Raw genomic sequence first — 15729 nt, forward strand, 5'->3', positions numbered from 1 at the left:
AATGTTCGAGTTGTACTCGACGTGAGCGGTGTTGATGGTGATACCGCGCGCTTTTTCTTCCGGAGCCGAGTCGATCTTGTCGAACTCAACAACGGCCGAACCGAAAACTTCGGAGCAGACGCGGGTCAGCGCTGCGGTCAGAGTGGTCTTACCGTGGTCAACGTGGCCGATGGTGCCGACGTTAACGTGGGGAAGGGAACGATCAAATTTTTCTTTAGCCACGACAGTGAACCTCTTGCCTAAAGGGGATTAGCCTTGTTTTTTAACGAGTGCTTCGACGATGTTCGACGGAGCTTCGGCGTATTTGGAGAATTCCATGGAGTAGCTTGCGCGACCCTGAGACATGGAACGAACGTCGGTTGCGTAACCGAACATCTCTCCGAGCGGTACCTCAGCAGTGATTACCTTGCCGGACACCGAGTCTTCATTACCCTGGATCATCCCGCGACGACGGCTCAGGTCACCCATCACGTCACCCAGGTAGTCTTCCGGGGTTACAACTTCGACCTTCATGATCGGCTCAAGGACCACGCCACCGCCCTTCTGGGCCAGTTGCTTGGTCGCCATCGAAGCGGCGATCTTGAACGCCATTTCGTTGGAGTCGACATCGTGGTACGAACCGTCGAATACGGTAGCCTTCAGGCCGAGCAGCGGATAGCCGGCAACAACGCCGTTTTTCATCTGCTCTTCGATACCCTTCTGGATCGGGGCGATGAATTCCTTAGGAATCACACCACCAACGACTTCGCTGGTGAACACCAGACCTTCGGTGATGTTGCCCTTCTCGTCGACGTCCGGCTCCGAGAAACGGATCCAGCAGTGACCGAACTGACCACGACCACCCGACTGACGAACGAACTTGCCTTCGATCTCGACGTTGGACTTGGTGATCTTCTCGCGGTAGGAAACCTGCGGCTTGCCGACGTTGCACTCGACGTTGAACTCGCGCTTCATGCGGTCAACGAGGATGTCCAGGTGCAGCTCACCCATACCGGAGATGATGGTCTGGCCGGTTTCTTCGTCGGTCTTGACGCGGAACGACGGGTCTTCCTGAGCCAGCTTGCCCAGTGCGATACCCATCTTCTCCTGGTCAGCCTTGGTTTTCGGCTCTACGGAGAGCGAAATTACCGGCTCAGGGAAGTCCATACGCTCGAGAATGATCGGCTTGTCGGCGTTGCACAGGGTGTCACCGGTGGTGACGTCCTTCATGCCGATCAGAGCAGCGATGTCGCCAGCGCGTACTTCTTTGATCTCTTCACGCTGGTTGGCGTGCATCTGCACCATACGACCAACGCGCTCTTTCTTGCCCTTGACCGAGTTGATGACGGAGTCACCGGAGGTCAGGAAGCCCGAGTAGACGCGAACGAAGGTCAGAGTACCCACGAACGGGTCGGTGGCAATCTTGAACGCCAGGGCCGAGAACGGCTCGTTGTCGTCAGCAGGACGCTCATCGTACTGCTCTGGAGTGACTTCATCCTTCGGCACGTCGATCAGGTCAGGGTGGATACCCTTGATCGCCGGGATTTCGGTCGGAGCGGGCAGGAAGTCGATAACGGCGTCGAGAACCAGGGGAACGCCCTTGTTCTTGAACGAGGAACCGCAGACAGCAGGAACGATCTCGCTCGCCAGGGTACGGGCGCGCAGACCAGCCTTGATGTCTTCGACGGACAGGTCACCTTCTTCGAGGTACTTGTTCATCAGCTCTTCGTTGGCCTCGGCAGCAGCCTCGACCATGTTGTTGCGCCATTCGTTGGCCAGGTCCACCAGCTCGGCAGGAATCTCTTCCTCACGGTAGGTAGTACCTTTGTCGTCGTCGTTCCAGTAGATGGCTTTCATCTTGATCAGGTCAACCTGACCCTGGAAGTCGTCTTCTGCACCGATAGCCAGCTGGACCGGGACCGGGGTGTGACCCAGGCGGTTCTTGATCTGGCCGACAACGCGCAGGAAGTTGGCACCAGCACGGTCCATCTTGTTCACGTAGACAACACGTGGAACGCCGTACTTGTTGGCTTGACGCCATACGGTTTCGGACTGTGGCTCAACGCCGGAGGTACCGCAGAACACAACGACCGCGCCGTCGAGCACACGCAGCGAACGCTCTACTTCAATGGTGAAGTCAACGTGGCCGGGGGTATCGATGACGTTTACGCGGTAGTTGTCGTACTGACCACGGGAACCTTTCCAGAAGGTGGTAACGGCAGCGGAGGTAATGGTGATACCGCGCTCCTGCTCCTGCACCATCCAGTCGGTGGTCGCGGCGCCGTCATGCACCTCGCCCATCTTGTGGCTCAGACCTGTGTAGAACAGGATCCGCTCGGTAGTGGTAGTCTTGCCCGCGTCAACGTGCGCGCAGATACCGATGTTACGGTAGCGGTTAATTGCTGTAGTACGAGCCATAAAGCCCTCGCAAAATGATTGATGCTTGAATTAGAAGCGGTAGTGCGAGAACGCTTTGTTGGCTTCAGCCATACGGTGAACGTCTTCACGCTTCTTGACTGCAGCACCCTTGCCTTCAGCAGCATCCAGCAGCTCGCCAGCCAGGCGCAGAGCCATCGACTTCTCGCCGCGCTTGCGGGCGTAGTCTACGAGCCAGCGCATTGCCAGAGCGTTACGACGGGACGGACGAACTTCAACCGGAACCTGGTAAGTGGCACCGCCGACACGGCGGGACTTTACTTCGACCAGCGGAGCGATGGCGTCGAGAGCTTTCTCGAAGATTTCCAGGGGGTCGCTGTTCTTGCGTGCTTTGACGGTATCCAGGGCACCGTAAACGATGCGCTCGGCTACGGCCTTCTTGCCGCTTTCCATCACGTGGTTCATGAACTTGGCGAGGATCTGGGATCCGTACTTCGGATCGTCCAGGATCTCACGTTTTGCTGCTACACGACGTCTTGGCATGATAAGCCCTCAAACGGTCTTCAGGTTAGCCCGGGACGTGGGTCTTCGACCCCTGCCCGACCTTACTCTTATCGACTCAAAAAAATGGATGTCTGCAAACGACCGATTACTTCGGACGCTTGGTACCGTACTTCGAACGACCCTGGTTACGGCCTTTGACGCCCGAAGTATCCAGAGAGCCGCGAACGGTGTGGTAACGAACACCTGGCAAGTCTTTTACACGGCCGCCACGGATCAGGACGACGCTGTGCTCTTGCAGGTTGTGGCCTTCACCGCCGATGTACGAGGAAACCTCGAAACCGTTGGTCAGACGCACACGGCATACTTTACGCAGTGCCGAGTTAGGTTTTTTCGGCGTGGTGGTGTACACACGGGTGCACACGCCACGACGCTGCGGGCAGTTCTGCAGCGCAGGAACGTCGGACTTCTCGACCGAACGCTTACGCGGCTGACGTACCAGCTGGTTGATAGTTGCCATCTACTAGCTCCACTGATTGTCTTGCGACTCTATTGTCTTGCAAGAAAGCCAAAAATTGGCGAGACGGAGCCTCACCAAATTTAAGGGTACAAAAGTCTAAAGAGGATCTTGCACCCAGTCAAGACGAGGCCCCGGCCCTCCTCGCCCGATCATCGGCAACAATTCATGTCGCCGATGATCGCTAGAGGCTTGCCGGGGCCCTGCCCTGCACTTAGTTACCGCTGGAGTTCAGCGCTTCGGTCAGTGCGGCTTCCACCTCACTGGCGCTCACACGCAGCGGCTTGTCGGCATCACGGCGACGCTTGCGCTCGCTGTGGTAGGCCAGACCAGTACCGGCCGGGATCAGGCGACCCACGACCACGTTCTCTTTCAGGCCGCGCAGGTAGTCGCGCTTGCCGGTTACCGCCGCTTCGGTCAGTACGCGGGTGGTTTCCTGGAAGGAAGCCGCCGAGATGAACGATTCGGTGGACAGCGAGGCCTTGGTGATACCCAGCAGCACACGGGTGAACTTGGAGATGAACTTGTCTTCGCTGGCGAGACGCTCGTTCTCTACCAGTACCTGAGTCAGTTCCATCTGGTCGCCCTTGATGAAGCTGGAATCGCCCGACTCGGAGATCTCGACCTTGCGCAGCATCTGACGCAGGATGGTCTCGATGTGCTTGTCGTTGATCTTCACGCCTTGCAGACGGTAAACGTCTTGGATCTCGTTGACGATGTACTTCGCCAGCGCGCTCACACCCAGCAGACGCAGGATGTCGTGCGGATCGCTCGGGCCGTCGGAGATGACTTCGCCGCGGTTTACCTGTTCGCCTTCGAAGACGTTCAGGTGGCGCCACTTCGGAATCAGCTCTTCGTACGGATCGCTACCGTCGGTCGGAGTGATGACCAGACGACGCTTGCCCTTGGTCTCTTTACCGAACGCGATGGTGCCGCTGACTTCAGCCAGGATCGAGGCTTCTTTCGGACGACGCGCTTCGAACAGGTCGGCAACGCGTGGCAGACCACCGGTGATGTCACGGGTCTTCGACGTTTCTTGCGGGATACGCGCGATAACGTCACCGACGCCGATCTGGGCACCGTCAGCCACGCCGACAAGGGCGTTGGCCGGCAGGAAGTACTGGGCAGGCACGTCGGTGCCTGGCAGGTACAGGTCCTTGCCGTTGGCGTCGACCATCTTGATCGCCGGACGGATTTCCTTGCCGGCGGCAGGGCGATCCTTGACGTCCATCACTTCAATGTTGGTCAGGCCGGTCAGTTCGTCGGTCTGGCGCTTGATGGTGATGTTTTCTTCCATGCCCACGAAGGTCACGGTACCTTTGAGCTCGGTAACGATCGGGTGGGTGTGCGGGTCCCACTTGGCGACGATGGCGCCAGCTTCGACCTTCTCACCTTCCTTGACCGAAATCACCGCACCGTAAGGCAGCTTGTAACGCTCACGCTCACGACCGAATTCATCGGCAATGGCCAGCTCGCCGGAACGCGATACGGCAACCAGGTTGCCGTCGGCACGCTCGACCTGCTTCAGGTTGTGCAGACGCACCATACCGCCGTTTTTCACCTGGACGCTGTCGGCAGCCGAGGTACGGCTTGCAGCACCACCGATGTGGAACGTACGCATGGTCAGCTGGGTACCCGGCTCACCGATCGACTGTGCAGCGATAACGCCGACAGCTTCACCGATGTTCACCTGGTGACCGCGAGCCAGGTCGCGACCGTAGCACTTGGCGCAGATGCCGTAGCGGGTTTCGCAGTTGATCGGCGAACGCACGACCACTTCATCGATGCTGTTCAGTTCGATGAACTCGACCCACTGCTCATCCACCAGGGTACCGGCCGGAACGATGACGTCCTCGGTGCCTGGCTTGAACACGTCACGGGCGATGACACGACCCAGTACACGCTCACCCAGCGGCTCGACAACGTCACCGCCTTCGATGTGCGGGGTCATCAGCAGGCCCTGGTCGGTGCCGCAGTCGATCTCGGTAACCACCAGATCCTGCGCCACGTCTACCAGACGACGAGTCAGGTAACCGGAGTTAGCAGTCTTCAGTGCGGTATCCGCCAGACCCTTACGAGCACCGTGGGTCGAGATGAAGTACTGCAGTACGCTCAGACCTTCACGGAAGTTCGCGGTGATCGGCGTCTCGATGATCGAGCCGTCCGGCTTGGCCATCAGACCACGCATACCGGCCAGCTGACGAATCTGGGCAGCGGAACCACGCGCACCGGAGTCGGCCATCATGTACATCGAGTTGAAGGACTCTTGCTCGACTTCCTTGCCCTCGCGGTCGACGACCTTCTCTTTCGAGAGGTTGGCCATCATCGCCTTGGACACTTCGTCGTTCGCCTTGGACCACAAGTCGATGACCTTGTTGTACTTCTCGCCCTGGGTAACCAGGCCGGAGGCGTACTGGCTCTCGATTTCCTTCACTTCGTCGGTGGCGGTACCGATGATGCGGGCTTTCTCGTCCGGGATCACGAAGTCGTTGACGCCGATCGAAACGCCGGAAATGGTCGAATAAGCAAAACCGGTGTACATCAGCTGGTCGGCGAAGATCACGGTCTCTTTCAGACCAACCACGCGGTAGCACTGGTTGATCAGCTTGGAGATCGCCTTTTTCTTCATCGACTGGTTGACCACGTCGAACGGCAGGCCGGCAGGCACAACCTGGAACAGCAGTGCACGGCCGACAGTGGTGTCGACAATACGGGTGTTCTTGACGATGGAGCCGTCGCGCTCTTTCACGGTCTCGTTGATACGGACCTTGATTTTCGCGTGCAGGGCCGCTTCGCCGGCGCGGAATACGCGGTCGACTTCCTGCAGGTCGGCGAACACGCGACCTTCGCCCTTGGCATTGATGGCTTCACGGGTCATGTAGTACAGACCCAGTACAACGTCCTGCGACGGAACGATGATTGGCTCACCGTTGGCTGGCGACAGGATGTTGTTGGTCGACATCATCAGCGCGCGCGCTTCGAGCTGGGCTTCCAGGGTCAGCGGCACGTGAACGGCCATCTGGTCACCGTCGAAGTCGGCGTTGTACGCGGCGCAGACCAGCGGGTGCAGCTGGATGGCCTTGCCTTCGATCAGAACCGGTTCAAAGGCCTGGATACCCAGACGGTGCAGGGTCGGTGCACGGTTGAGCAGTACGGGGTGTTCGCGAATCACTTCGGCAAGGACGTCCCACACCTCTGGCAGCTCGCGCTCGACCATCTTCTTGGCGGCCTTGATGGTGGTCGCCAGACCACGCATTTCCAGCTTGCCGAAAATGAACGGCTTGAACAGCTCGAGGGCCATCTTCTTCGGCAGACCGCACTGGTGCAGACGCAGGGTCGGACCAACGGTAATTACCGAACGGCCGGAGTAGTCCACGCGCTTACCGAGCAGGTTCTGACGGAAGCGACCTTGCTTACCTTTGATCATGTCGGCCAGGGACTTCAGCGGACGCTTGTTCGAGCCGGTGATGGCGCGACCGCGACGGCCGTTGTCCAGCAGGGCGTCGACCGCTTCCTGCAGCATGCGCTTTTCGTTGCGCACGATGATGTCCGGCGCCGACAGATCGAGCAGGCGCTTCAGACGGTTGTTACGGTTGATCACCCGACGATACAGGTCGTTCAGGTCGGAGGTCGCGAAGCGGCCGCCATCCAGCGGTACCAGCGGACGCAGGTCCGGCGGCAGTACTGGCAGGACGGTCAGGACCATCCACTCAGGCAGGTTGCCCGAGCCCTGGAAAGCTTCCATCAGCTTCAGGCGCTTGGACAGCTTCTTGATCTTGGTTTCCGAGTTGGTCTGCGGAATCTCTTCGCGCAGGCGGCCGATCTCGTGCTCCAGGTCGATAGCGTGCAGCAGCTCGCGGACAGCCTCGGCACCCATGCGGGCGTCGAAGTCGTCACCGAACTCTTCCAGCGCTTCGAAGTACTGTTCGTCGTTGAGCAGCTGACCCTTCTCGAGGGTGGTCATGCCCGGATCGATAACGACATAGCTCTCGAAATAGAGCACGCGCTCGATATCACGCAGGGTCATGTCCATCAGCAGGCCGATACGGGACGGCAGCGACTTCAGGAACCAGATGTGGGCAACCGGCGAAGCCAGTTCGATGTGCGCCATGCGCTCACGACGAACCTTGGCCAGGGCGACTTCAACGCCGCACTTCTCGCAGATCACGCCACGGTGCTTCAGGCGCTTGTACTTACCGCACAGGCACTCGTAGTCCTTGACTGGGCCAAAGATCTTGGCGCAGAACAGGCCGTCACGCTCAGGCTTGAACGTACGGTAGTTGATGGTTTCCGGCTTCTTAACTTCACCGAACGACCACGAACGGATCATTTCAGGCGACGCCAGACCGATGCGGATGGCGTCGAACTCTTCGACTTGACCCTGGTTTTTCAGCAAATTCAGTAGGTCTTTCAAGGCCTTTCCTCCTGGCGGAGCAGGGAGCGGGCATTACCTGCCCACTCCCCTTCGCGTCACGTGTTATTCGGTTTCCAGATCGATATCGATACCGAGCGAACGGATCTCTTTGATCAACACGTTGAAGGACTCGGGCATGCCCGGCTCCATACGGTGATCGCCATCCACGATGTTCTTGTACATCTTGGTACGGCCGTTCACGTCGTCCGACTTCACTGTGAGCATTTCTTGCAGGGTGTATGCCGCGCCGTATGCTTCCAGCGCCCACACTTCCATCTCCCCGAAACGCTGACCACCGAACTGCGCCTTACCACCCAGCGGCTGCTGGGTAACCAGGCTGTAGGAACCAGTGGAACGCGCGTGCATCTTGTCGTCCACCAAGTGGTTCAGCTTGAGCATGTACATGTAACCCACGGTCACAGGACGCTCGAACTTATTGCCGGTACGGCCATCGAACAGCACCATCTGGCCGCTTTCCGGCAGGTCTGCCAGTTTCAGCATGGCCTTGATCTCACGCTCCTTGGCACCGTCGAAGACCGGAGTAGCCATAGGCACGCCTTTCTTCAGGTTGTTCGCCAGGGCGAGGATCTCTTCGTCGGTGAACTCTTCCAGGTTCTCCTGACGCCCACCGATTTCGTTGTAGATCTCGGTGAGGAAGGTACGCAGTTCAGCGGCTTTACGCTGCTCTTCGATCATGCGGTCGATCTTCTCGCCCAGGCCCTTGGCCGCGAGGCCCAGGTGGGTTTCGAGAATCTGACCGACGTTCATACGCGAAGGTACGCCCAGCGGGTTCAGTACGACGTCGACCGGAGTACCGTTGGCGTCGTGCGGCATGTCTTCGACCGGCATGATTACCGAGACGACACCCTTGTTACCGTGACGACCGGCCATCTTGTCACCCGGCTGGATGCGACGGCGGATTGCCAGGTAGACCTTGACGATCTTCAGTACGCCTGGAGCCAGGTCATCGCCCTGCTGCAGCTTGCGCTTCTTGTCTTCGAACTTGTCGTCCAGCAGGCGACGGCGATCGACGATGTACTGCTGAGCCTTTTCCAGCTGCTCGTTCAGTGCATCTTCGGCCATGCGCAGTTTGAACCACTGGCCGTGCTCCAGACCGTTCAGGACGTCATCGGTGATCACGGTGCCTTTCTTCAGGCCCGCGCCACCGTCGACCACCTGGCCGTTCAGGGCAGAACGCAGACGCTCGAAGGTCGCGCCTTCGACGATGCGGAACTCTTCGTTGAGGTCCTTGCGGATCTCGTCCAGCTGCATCTTCTCGATGGCCAGGGCGCGGCTGTCGCGCTCGACGCCATCACGGGTGAAGACCTGGACGTCGATGACGGTGCCCTTGGTGCCGGTCGGCACGCGCAGGGAGGTGTCTTTGACGTCGCTGGCCTTCTCACCGAAGATTGCGCGCAGCAGTTTTTCTTCCGGCGTCAGCTGGGTTTCGCCTTTTGGCGTTACCTTGCCGACCAGGATATCGCCAGCGCCGACTTCGGCACCCACGTAGACGATACCGGCTTCGTCCAGCTTGTTCAGCGCAGCCTCACCCACGTTCGGGATGTCCGCGGTGATTTCCTCTGGGCCAAGCTTGGTGTCACGCGCCACACAGGTCAGTTCCTGGATGTGGATCGTGGTGAAGCGGTCTTCCTGGACCACACGCTCGGACAGGCAGATGGAGTCTTCGAAGTTGAAGCCGTTCCACGCCATGAACGCGATGCGCATGTTCTGACCGAGTGCCAGTTCACCCATGTCGGTGGACGGGCCGTCGGCCATGATGTCGCCACGCTGAACCTTGTCACCCTTGCTCACCAGCGGACGCTGGTTGATGCAGGTGTTCTGGTTCGAACGGGTGTACTTGGTCAGGTTGTAGATATCCACACCTGCTTCGCCGGTTTCCACTTCGTCGTCGGCAACGCGGACAACGATACGGCTGGCGTCGACCGAGTCGATCACACCACCGCGGCGAGCAACCACGCAAACCCCGGAGTCACGGGCGACGTTGCGCTCCATGCCGGTACCTACCAGCGGCTTGTCGGCACGCAGGGTCGGTACAGCCTGACGCTGCATGTTCGAACCCATCAACGCACGGTTGGCGTCGTCGTGCTCGAGGAACGGAATCAGCGACGCTGCGACCGAGACTACCTGCTTCGGCGAAACGTCCATCAGGGTGACGTCTTCCGGCGCCTTGACGGTGAATTCGTTCAGGTGACGAACGGCTACCAGCTCATCGACCAGCTGCTTCTTCTCGTTCATCGCGGCCGAAGCCTGGGCGATGACGTGATCGGCTTCTTCGATGGCCGACAGGAACACGATGTCGTCGCTGACAACGCCTTCCTTCACCACGCGGTACGGGCTTTCCAGGAAGCCGTACTGGTTGGTGCGGGCATAGGCCGCCAGGGAGTTGATCAGACCGATGTTCGGACCTTCAGGGGTCTCGATCGGGCACACGCGGCCGTAGTGGGTCGGGTGTACGTCACGGACTTCGAAGCCGGCGCGCTCACGGGTCAGACCACCCGGGCCGAGTGCGGAGACGCGGCGCTTGTGGGTGATCTCGGAGAGCGGGTTGTTCTGGTCCATGAACTGCGAGAGCTGGCTCGAACCGAAGAACTCCTTCACCGCCGCCGCTACCGGCTTGGCGTTGATCAGGTCCTGCGGCATCAGGCCTTCGCTTTCAGCCATCGACAGGCGCTCTTTGACCGCACGCTCTACGCGCACCAGGCCAACGCGGAACTGGTTCTCGGCCATCTCGCCGACGCAACGGACGCGACGGTTACCGAGGTGGTCGATGTCGTCGACGATGCCCTTGCCGTTACGGATATCGACCAGGGTCTTGAGGACCTCGACGATGTCTTCCTTGCTCAGCACGCCCGAACCTTCGATCTCGGTGCGACCGATACGACGGTTGAACTTCATGCGACCAACGGCCGACAGGTCGTAACGCTCGGCGCTGAAGAACAGGTTGTTGAACAGGGTCTCGGCGGCATCCTTGGTTGGCGGCTCGCCTGGACGCATCATGCGGTAGATCTCGACCAGCGCTTCCAGTTGGTTGCTGGTGGTGTCGATCTTCAGGGTATCCGAGATGAACGGACCGCAGTCGATGTCGTTGGTGTACAGGGTCTCGACGCGGACAACCTGGGCCTTGGCGATCTTCACCAGCAGGTCGGTGGTCAGCTCGGTGTTGCACTCGGCGATGATCTCGCCGGTGGCAGGGTGCACGATCGCCTTGGCGGTGGTGCGACCCAGCACGTACTCCAGCGGTACGTCCAGCTCTTTCACGCCAGCCTTTTCCAGCTGGTTGATGTGGCGCGCGGTGATACGGCGGCCTTGCTCGACGATGACCTTGCCGCTGCCGTCATGGATGTCCATGACCGCAACTTCACCACGCAGACGCTGAGGCACCAGTTCCAGGCTCAGTTTTTCGCCGGACAGGTGGAACACGTTGGTGGTGTAGAAGGTGTTGAGTACTTCTTCGGTGCTGTAGCCCAGCGCGCGCAGCAGTACCGAGGCCGGCAGTTTGCGGCGACGGTCGATACGCACGAACACGCAGTCCTTCGGGTCGAACTCGAAGTCCAGCCAGGAACCGCGGTAAGGGATGATGCGCGCGGAGTACAGCAGCTTGCCCGAGCTGTGGGTCTTGCCACGGTCGTGGTCGAAGAACACACCCGGCGAGCGGTGCAGCTGAGATACGATCACACGCTCGGTACCGTTGATTACGAAGGTACCGTTCTCAGTCATCAGGGGGATTTCACCCATGTAGACTTCTTGCTCTTTGATGTCCTTGATCGCTTTGTTCGACGATTCCTTGTCGAAGATGATCAGGCGCACCTTCACCCGCAGCGGGACCGCGAAGGTCACACCACGCAGGACACATTCCTTCACATCGAACGCCGGCTCGCCCAGGCGATAGCCGACGTACTCCAGGGCAGCATTGCCGGAGTAGCTGATGATCGGGAATACCGATTTGAAGGCCGCATGCAGGCCGACGTCGCGGAACTGATCCTTGGATGCTCCCGCCTGCAGGAATTCGCGATACGAATCCAGCTGGATGGCCAGGAGGTAAGGCACATCCATGACGTCCGGCAACTTGCTAAAGTCCTTGCGGATACGTTTTTTCTCAGTGTATGAGTAAGCCATCAGCATTCCCCAGCTTGGTCACCTGCTTGTTTGGCATCTCCCGGCGGGAGCAGCCGAAAATCGTGCAAACCTCTTGGTTTGCGCCACCCTCATGGGTGTCTTGCAGCTCGTTATCGGGGCCGACCTGATCGGCCACCAATAACGGAAAAAGGCCGGTGGCATAAGCCACCAGCCATCAGTCCTTCGCTTAACGCTCGGACTGGAGTCGCAAAGTCGAAATTACTTCAGCTCGACTTTAGCGCCAGCTTCTTCCAGCTTCTTCTTCGCGTCTTCAGCGGCTTCTTTCGAAACGCCTTCAGCGATGACCTGAGGAGCGCCGTCGACTTTCTCTTTGGCTTCTTTCAGGCCCAGACCGGTCAGTTCACGAACTGCCTTGATCACGTTGACCTTCTTGTCGCCAGCTTCGGTCAGAACGACGTTGAACTCGGTCTGCTCTTCAGCAGCGGCAGCAGCAACAGCTGGGCCAGCGGCAACAGCGGCAGCAGCGGTAACGCCGAAGGTTTCTTCCATCGCTTTGATCAGCTCAACAATTTCCAGAACGGTTTTCTGGCCGATTGCTTCGATGATTTGCTCGTTAGTCAGAGACATGACTTAAATCCTGTATTGGGGTGACAGCCTACGCAGCCATCAAATTAAACGTATGATTTTGAAAGTGTTGCGCGTGCCTTAGGCAGCAGCAGCTTCTTTCTGGTCGCGCAGAGCTGCCAGGGTACGAGCCAGCTTGCTGGTTGCACCTTGGATTACGCTCATCAGCTGTGCGATAGCCTCGTCGCGAGTTGGCAGGGTTGCCAGCACGTCGATCTGGTTAGCGGCAAGGAACTTGCCGTCAAACGCAGCTGCCTTGATCTCGAACTTGTCCTGACCCTTGGCGAACTCTTTGAACAGGCGGGCAGCAGCGCCCGGGTGTTCGTTGGAGAAAGCAATCAGGGTCGGGCCTTTGAACGCGTCGTTGAGGATCGAGAATTCGGTGCCTTCAACAGCGCGCTTGAGCAGGGTGTTACGTACGACACGTACGTAAACGCCAGCTTCGCGGGCCTCTTTACGGAGTCCGGTCATTGCGCCTACAGTCACACCACGGGCATCAGCCACGACAGCGGACAGAGCGACTTTGGCAGCCTCGTTGACTTCAGCGACGATGGCCTTCTTGTCTTCGAGTTTAATTGCCACGGGTTTACTCCTGGTTTCTACCGTTTCATCTGGCCGAAGCCGGATGTCGTTTTGGTGTCTGATTCGCGAACGAATCGGGAGCACCATCTGCGTAGGCTTGAGGTTTAAGGCTTGCGCCGCCTACGGTCTTGGATAGCCCCCGCCAGGCAGGGACCCCAATTTAGTAGCCGGTGCGACCAAGGTCGCACCGACCGAGCATTACACGTTCAGCGAGCTCTGATCGATGATCAGACCTGGGCCCATGGTGGTGCTCAGGGTAACGCGCTTGACGTAGATACCTTTCGAGGAAGCCGGCTTGATACGCTTCAGATCAGCGATCAGGGCTTCAACGTTTTCCTTCAGCTTGCCGGCTTCGAAGCCGATCTTGCCAACGGAGGTATGGATGATACCGTTCTTGTCGGTACGGTAGCGAACCTGACCAGCCTTGGCGTTTTTCACGGCAGTGGCTACGTCTGGGGTCACGGTACCGACTTTCGGGTTAGGCATCAGGCCGCGAGGACCCAGAACCTGACCCAGCTGACCTACAACGCGCATTGCATCAGGCGATGCGATGACGACGTCATAGTTCAGGTCGCCGCCTTTCATTTCGGCAGCCAGGTCGTCCATACCTACGCGGTCAGCGCCGGCAGCCAGAGCGGCCTCAGCAGCTGGGCCCTGGGTGAAGACGGCAACACGTACGGTCTTGCCAGTGCCGTGTGGCAGCACGGTAGCGCTACGAACGACCTGGTCGGATTTACGTGGGTCAACACCGAGGTTGACGGCGATGTCGTACGACTCGACGAACTTGGCAGCCGGCAGCGAAGCCAGCAGGGTTGCGGCTTCTTCGAAGTTGTAGGCCTTGCCTGCTTCGATTTTCTCGGCGATAGCCTTTTGGCGCTTGGTCAGCTTAGCCATTACACACCCTCCACGTTCAGGCCCATGCTACGGGCGGAGCCGGCGATGGTGCGTACAGCAGCGTCCATGTCAGCGGCGGTCAGATCGGCCTGCTTGGCCTTGGCGATCTCTTCCAGCTGAGCACGGGTGACGGTACCGACCTTGACGGTGTTCGGGCGAGCCGAACCGCTGGTCAGGCCAGCAGCTTTCTTCAGCAGAACCGAGGCAGGGGTGCTCTTGGTCTCGAAGGTGAAGCTACGGTCACTGTAGACAGTGATGATCACTGGAGTCGGCAGACCTGGCTCTTGACCCTGGGTACGGGCGTTGAAGGCCTTGCAGAATTCCATGATGTTCACACCGTGTTGACCCAGTGCTGGACCAACGGGTGGGCTTGGGTTGGCCTGGCCGGCCTTTACTTGCAGCTTGATGTAAGCCTGAATCTTCTTAGCCATGAGCTACTCCAAATTCGGGTACGAACGCCTGATGGCTCCCCGTTTGACTTGCGTTTTATCCCAGTGACGACAAAACCCCGCAGCACATAGGGCTGCGGGGTATGGGATGCTGCGTTCTGCTAGACCTTTTCGACCTGGCTGAACTCGAGCTCCACCGGGGTGGAGCGACCGAAAATGAGCACTGCAACCTGCAGACGGCTCTTTTCGTAGTTAACCTCTTCGACACTGCCATTGAAGTCGGCGAACGGACCATCAATGACGCGAACCACTTCACCCGGCTCGAACAGCGTCTTCGGCTTCGGCTTGTCACTCCCGTCGGCAACGCGACGCAGGATGGCCTCTGCCTCTTTATCGGTGATCGGCGCAGGCTTGTCTGCGGTACCACCAATGAAACCCATGACCCGAGGGGTATCCTTGACAAGGTGCCAAGTCCCTTCGTTCATTTCCATCTGGACCAGTACATAGCCAGGGAAGAACTTACGCTCGCTCTTGCGCTTCTGGCCGTTGCGCATTTCGACGACTTCTTCGGTCGGGACCAGGATCTCGCCGAATTCGCCTTCCATGCCAGCCAGCTTGACGCGCTCGATCAGGGAGCGCATTACATGCTTCTCGTAACCCGAGTAAGCATGCACAACATACCAACGCTTAGCCACGAGACACCCTTAGCCAACGATCAAGGAGACCAACCAGCCGAGCAGGGAATCTAGACCCCACAACAGCAGCGCCATGACCAGAACTACAGCCACGACAATCAGCGTGGTCTGAGTGGTTTCTTGGCGGGTCGGCCACACGACTTTACGGATCTCGGTACGAGCTTCCTTCGCCAGCGCAAAGAACGACTTACCTTTGGCGGTCTGCAGGGCAACGAAGCCAGCGACAGCAGCCAGGGCAAGCAGGACAAGTACGCGATACAGGATCGGCGACGCGGAGTAATACTGATTACCCACGACACCGACGACTACCAATGCGACAACAGCGAGCCACTTGAACAGATCAAAACGCGATTCTTGGGCTTCAGTTTTGGGAGTCATCGAGGAGGATCCTGTGAGAAGAAAGCCATCACACCGAGGTGAATGGCAGGTCAGGAGGGAATCGAACCCCCAACCTACGGTTTTGGAGACCGTCGCTCTGCCAATTGAGCTACTGACCTATAACGCTGTATCAGGCCGGCCATTATACCGGCCTGATCAAGTAAATCAACTACTTATTCAATAATTTTCGCTACGACGCCGGCGCCGACGGTACGACCGCCTTCACGGATGGCGAAGCGCAGACCGTCTTCCATTGCGATGGTCTTGATCAGGGTGACAGTC

The 15729-nt window shown here is 58.8% G+C and carries 13 protein-coding genes, 1 tRNA gene and 1 pseudogene; all 15 read right to left on the reverse strand.

Annotated features, from left to right (window positions below; translation table 11 throughout):
• Positions 1–222, reverse strand: a 222-nt coding sequence (locus CC207_RS05565; RefSeq protein ID WP_256582019.1) for a GTP-binding protein, incomplete at its 3' end; no start/stop codon positions are given.
• Between the two features lie 27 nt (positions 223–249).
• Positions 250–2397, reverse strand: a complete 2148-nt coding sequence (fusA, locus tag CC207_RS05570; protein WP_028692257.1) for an elongation factor G — start codon at positions 2395–2397, stop codon at positions 250–252.
• Between the two features lie 30 nt (positions 2398–2427).
• Positions 2428–2898, reverse strand: a complete 471-nt coding sequence (gene rpsG, locus CC207_RS05575; protein ID WP_003246741.1) for a 30S ribosomal protein S7 — start codon at positions 2896–2898, stop codon at positions 2428–2430.
• 106 nt (positions 2899–3004) lie between these two features.
• The gene (gene rpsL, locus CC207_RS05580) at positions 3005–3376 is read right to left on the reverse strand and encodes a 30S ribosomal protein S12 (RefSeq protein WP_003255492.1); all 372 of its coding nucleotides are present in this window, start codon (positions 3374–3376) and stop codon (positions 3005–3007) included.
• 211 nt (positions 3377–3587) lie between these two features.
• Positions 3588–7787: a DNA-directed RNA polymerase subunit beta' gene (rpoC, locus tag CC207_RS05585; protein WP_028692258.1), complete on the reverse strand. Its 4200-nt coding sequence runs from the start codon at positions 7785–7787 to the stop codon at positions 3588–3590.
• Positions 7788–7850: 63 nt separating this feature from the next.
• Positions 7851–11924, reverse strand: coding sequence for a DNA-directed RNA polymerase subunit beta (gene rpoB, locus CC207_RS05590; RefSeq protein ID WP_028692259.1), 4074 nt, complete (start codon positions 11922–11924; stop codon positions 7851–7853).
• A complete protein-coding gene (locus tag CC207_RS26660) occupies positions 11905–12093 on the reverse strand; it encodes a hypothetical protein (RefSeq protein ID WP_143496079.1) in 189 nt (62 codons plus the stop codon). Before CC207_RS26660 ends, rpoB begins: the two co-directional genes overlap by 20 nt.
• A 50-nt stretch (positions 12094–12143) precedes the next feature.
• Positions 12144–12512, reverse strand: a complete 369-nt coding sequence (gene rplL, locus CC207_RS05595; RefSeq protein WP_011531883.1) for a 50S ribosomal protein L7/L12 — start codon at positions 12510–12512, stop codon at positions 12144–12146.
• Positions 12513–12590: 78 nt separating this feature from the next.
• On the reverse strand, positions 12591–13091 hold the full coding sequence (gene rplJ, locus CC207_RS05600; RefSeq protein WP_003257082.1) for a 50S ribosomal protein L10: 501 nt from the start codon (positions 13089–13091) through the stop codon (positions 12591–12593).
• A 198-nt stretch (positions 13092–13289) separates the two neighbouring features.
• The gene (gene rplA, locus CC207_RS05605; RefSeq protein WP_028692260.1) at positions 13290–13985 is read right to left on the reverse strand and encodes a 50S ribosomal protein L1; all 696 of its coding nucleotides are present in this window, start codon (positions 13983–13985) and stop codon (positions 13290–13292) included.
• A complete protein-coding gene (rplK, locus tag CC207_RS05610) occupies positions 13985–14416 on the reverse strand; it encodes a 50S ribosomal protein L11 (RefSeq protein WP_028692261.1) in 432 nt (143 codons plus the stop codon). Before rplK ends, rplA begins: the two co-directional genes overlap by 1 nt.
• 119 nt (positions 14417–14535) lie before the next feature.
• On the reverse strand, positions 14536–15069 hold the full coding sequence (nusG, locus tag CC207_RS05615) for a transcription termination/antitermination protein NusG (protein ID WP_088851707.1): 534 nt from the start codon (positions 15067–15069) through the stop codon (positions 14536–14538).
• Positions 15070–15078: 9 nt separating this feature from the next.
• Positions 15079–15447, reverse strand: coding sequence for a preprotein translocase subunit SecE (gene secE / locus CC207_RS05620; protein ID WP_011531879.1), 369 nt, complete (start codon positions 15445–15447; stop codon positions 15079–15081).
• A 43-nt stretch (positions 15448–15490) separates the two neighbouring features.
• Positions 15491–15566 (reverse strand) — tRNA-Trp (locus CC207_RS05625).
• A 54-nt stretch (positions 15567–15620) separates the two neighbouring features.
• A pseudogene (locus CC207_RS05630) lies at positions 15621–15729 on the reverse strand (elongation factor Tu); the annotation flags it as partial.

It is taken from the genome of Pseudomonas sp. DrBHI1, assembly GCF_002205115.1.
Taxonomy (GTDB): domain Bacteria; phylum Pseudomonadota; class Gammaproteobacteria; order Pseudomonadales; family Pseudomonadaceae; genus Aquipseudomonas; species Aquipseudomonas mosselii.

Bases quoted from the DNA above. Each gene is read 5' to 3' on its own strand.
- fusA (WP_028692257.1), bottom strand. From the start codon at position 2,397: ATGGCTCGTACTACAGCAATTAACCGCTACCGTAACATCGGTATCTGC.
- rpsG (WP_003246741.1), bottom strand. From the start codon at position 2,898: ATGCCAAGACGTCGTGTAGCAGCAAAACGTGAGATCCTGGACGATCCG.
- rpsL (WP_003255492.1), bottom strand. From the start codon at position 3,376: ATGGCAACTATCAACCAGCTGGTACGTCAGCCGCGTAAGCGTTCGGTC.
- rpoB (WP_028692259.1), bottom strand. From the start codon at position 11,924: ATGGCTTACTCATACACTGAGAAAAAACGTATCCGCAAGGACTTTAGC.
- rplL (WP_011531883.1), bottom strand. From the start codon at position 12,512: ATGTCTCTGACTAACGAGCAAATCATCGAAGCAATCGGCCAGAAAACC.
- rplA (WP_028692260.1), bottom strand. From the start codon at position 13,985: ATGGCTAAGCTGACCAAGCGCCAAAAGGCTATCGCCGAGAAAATCGAA.
- rplK (WP_028692261.1), bottom strand. From the start codon at position 14,416: ATGGCTAAGAAGATTCAGGCTTACATCAAGCTGCAAGTAAAGGCCGGC.
- secE (WP_011531879.1), bottom strand. From the start codon at position 15,447: ATGACTCCCAAAACTGAAGCCCAAGAATCGCGTTTTGATCTGTTCAAG.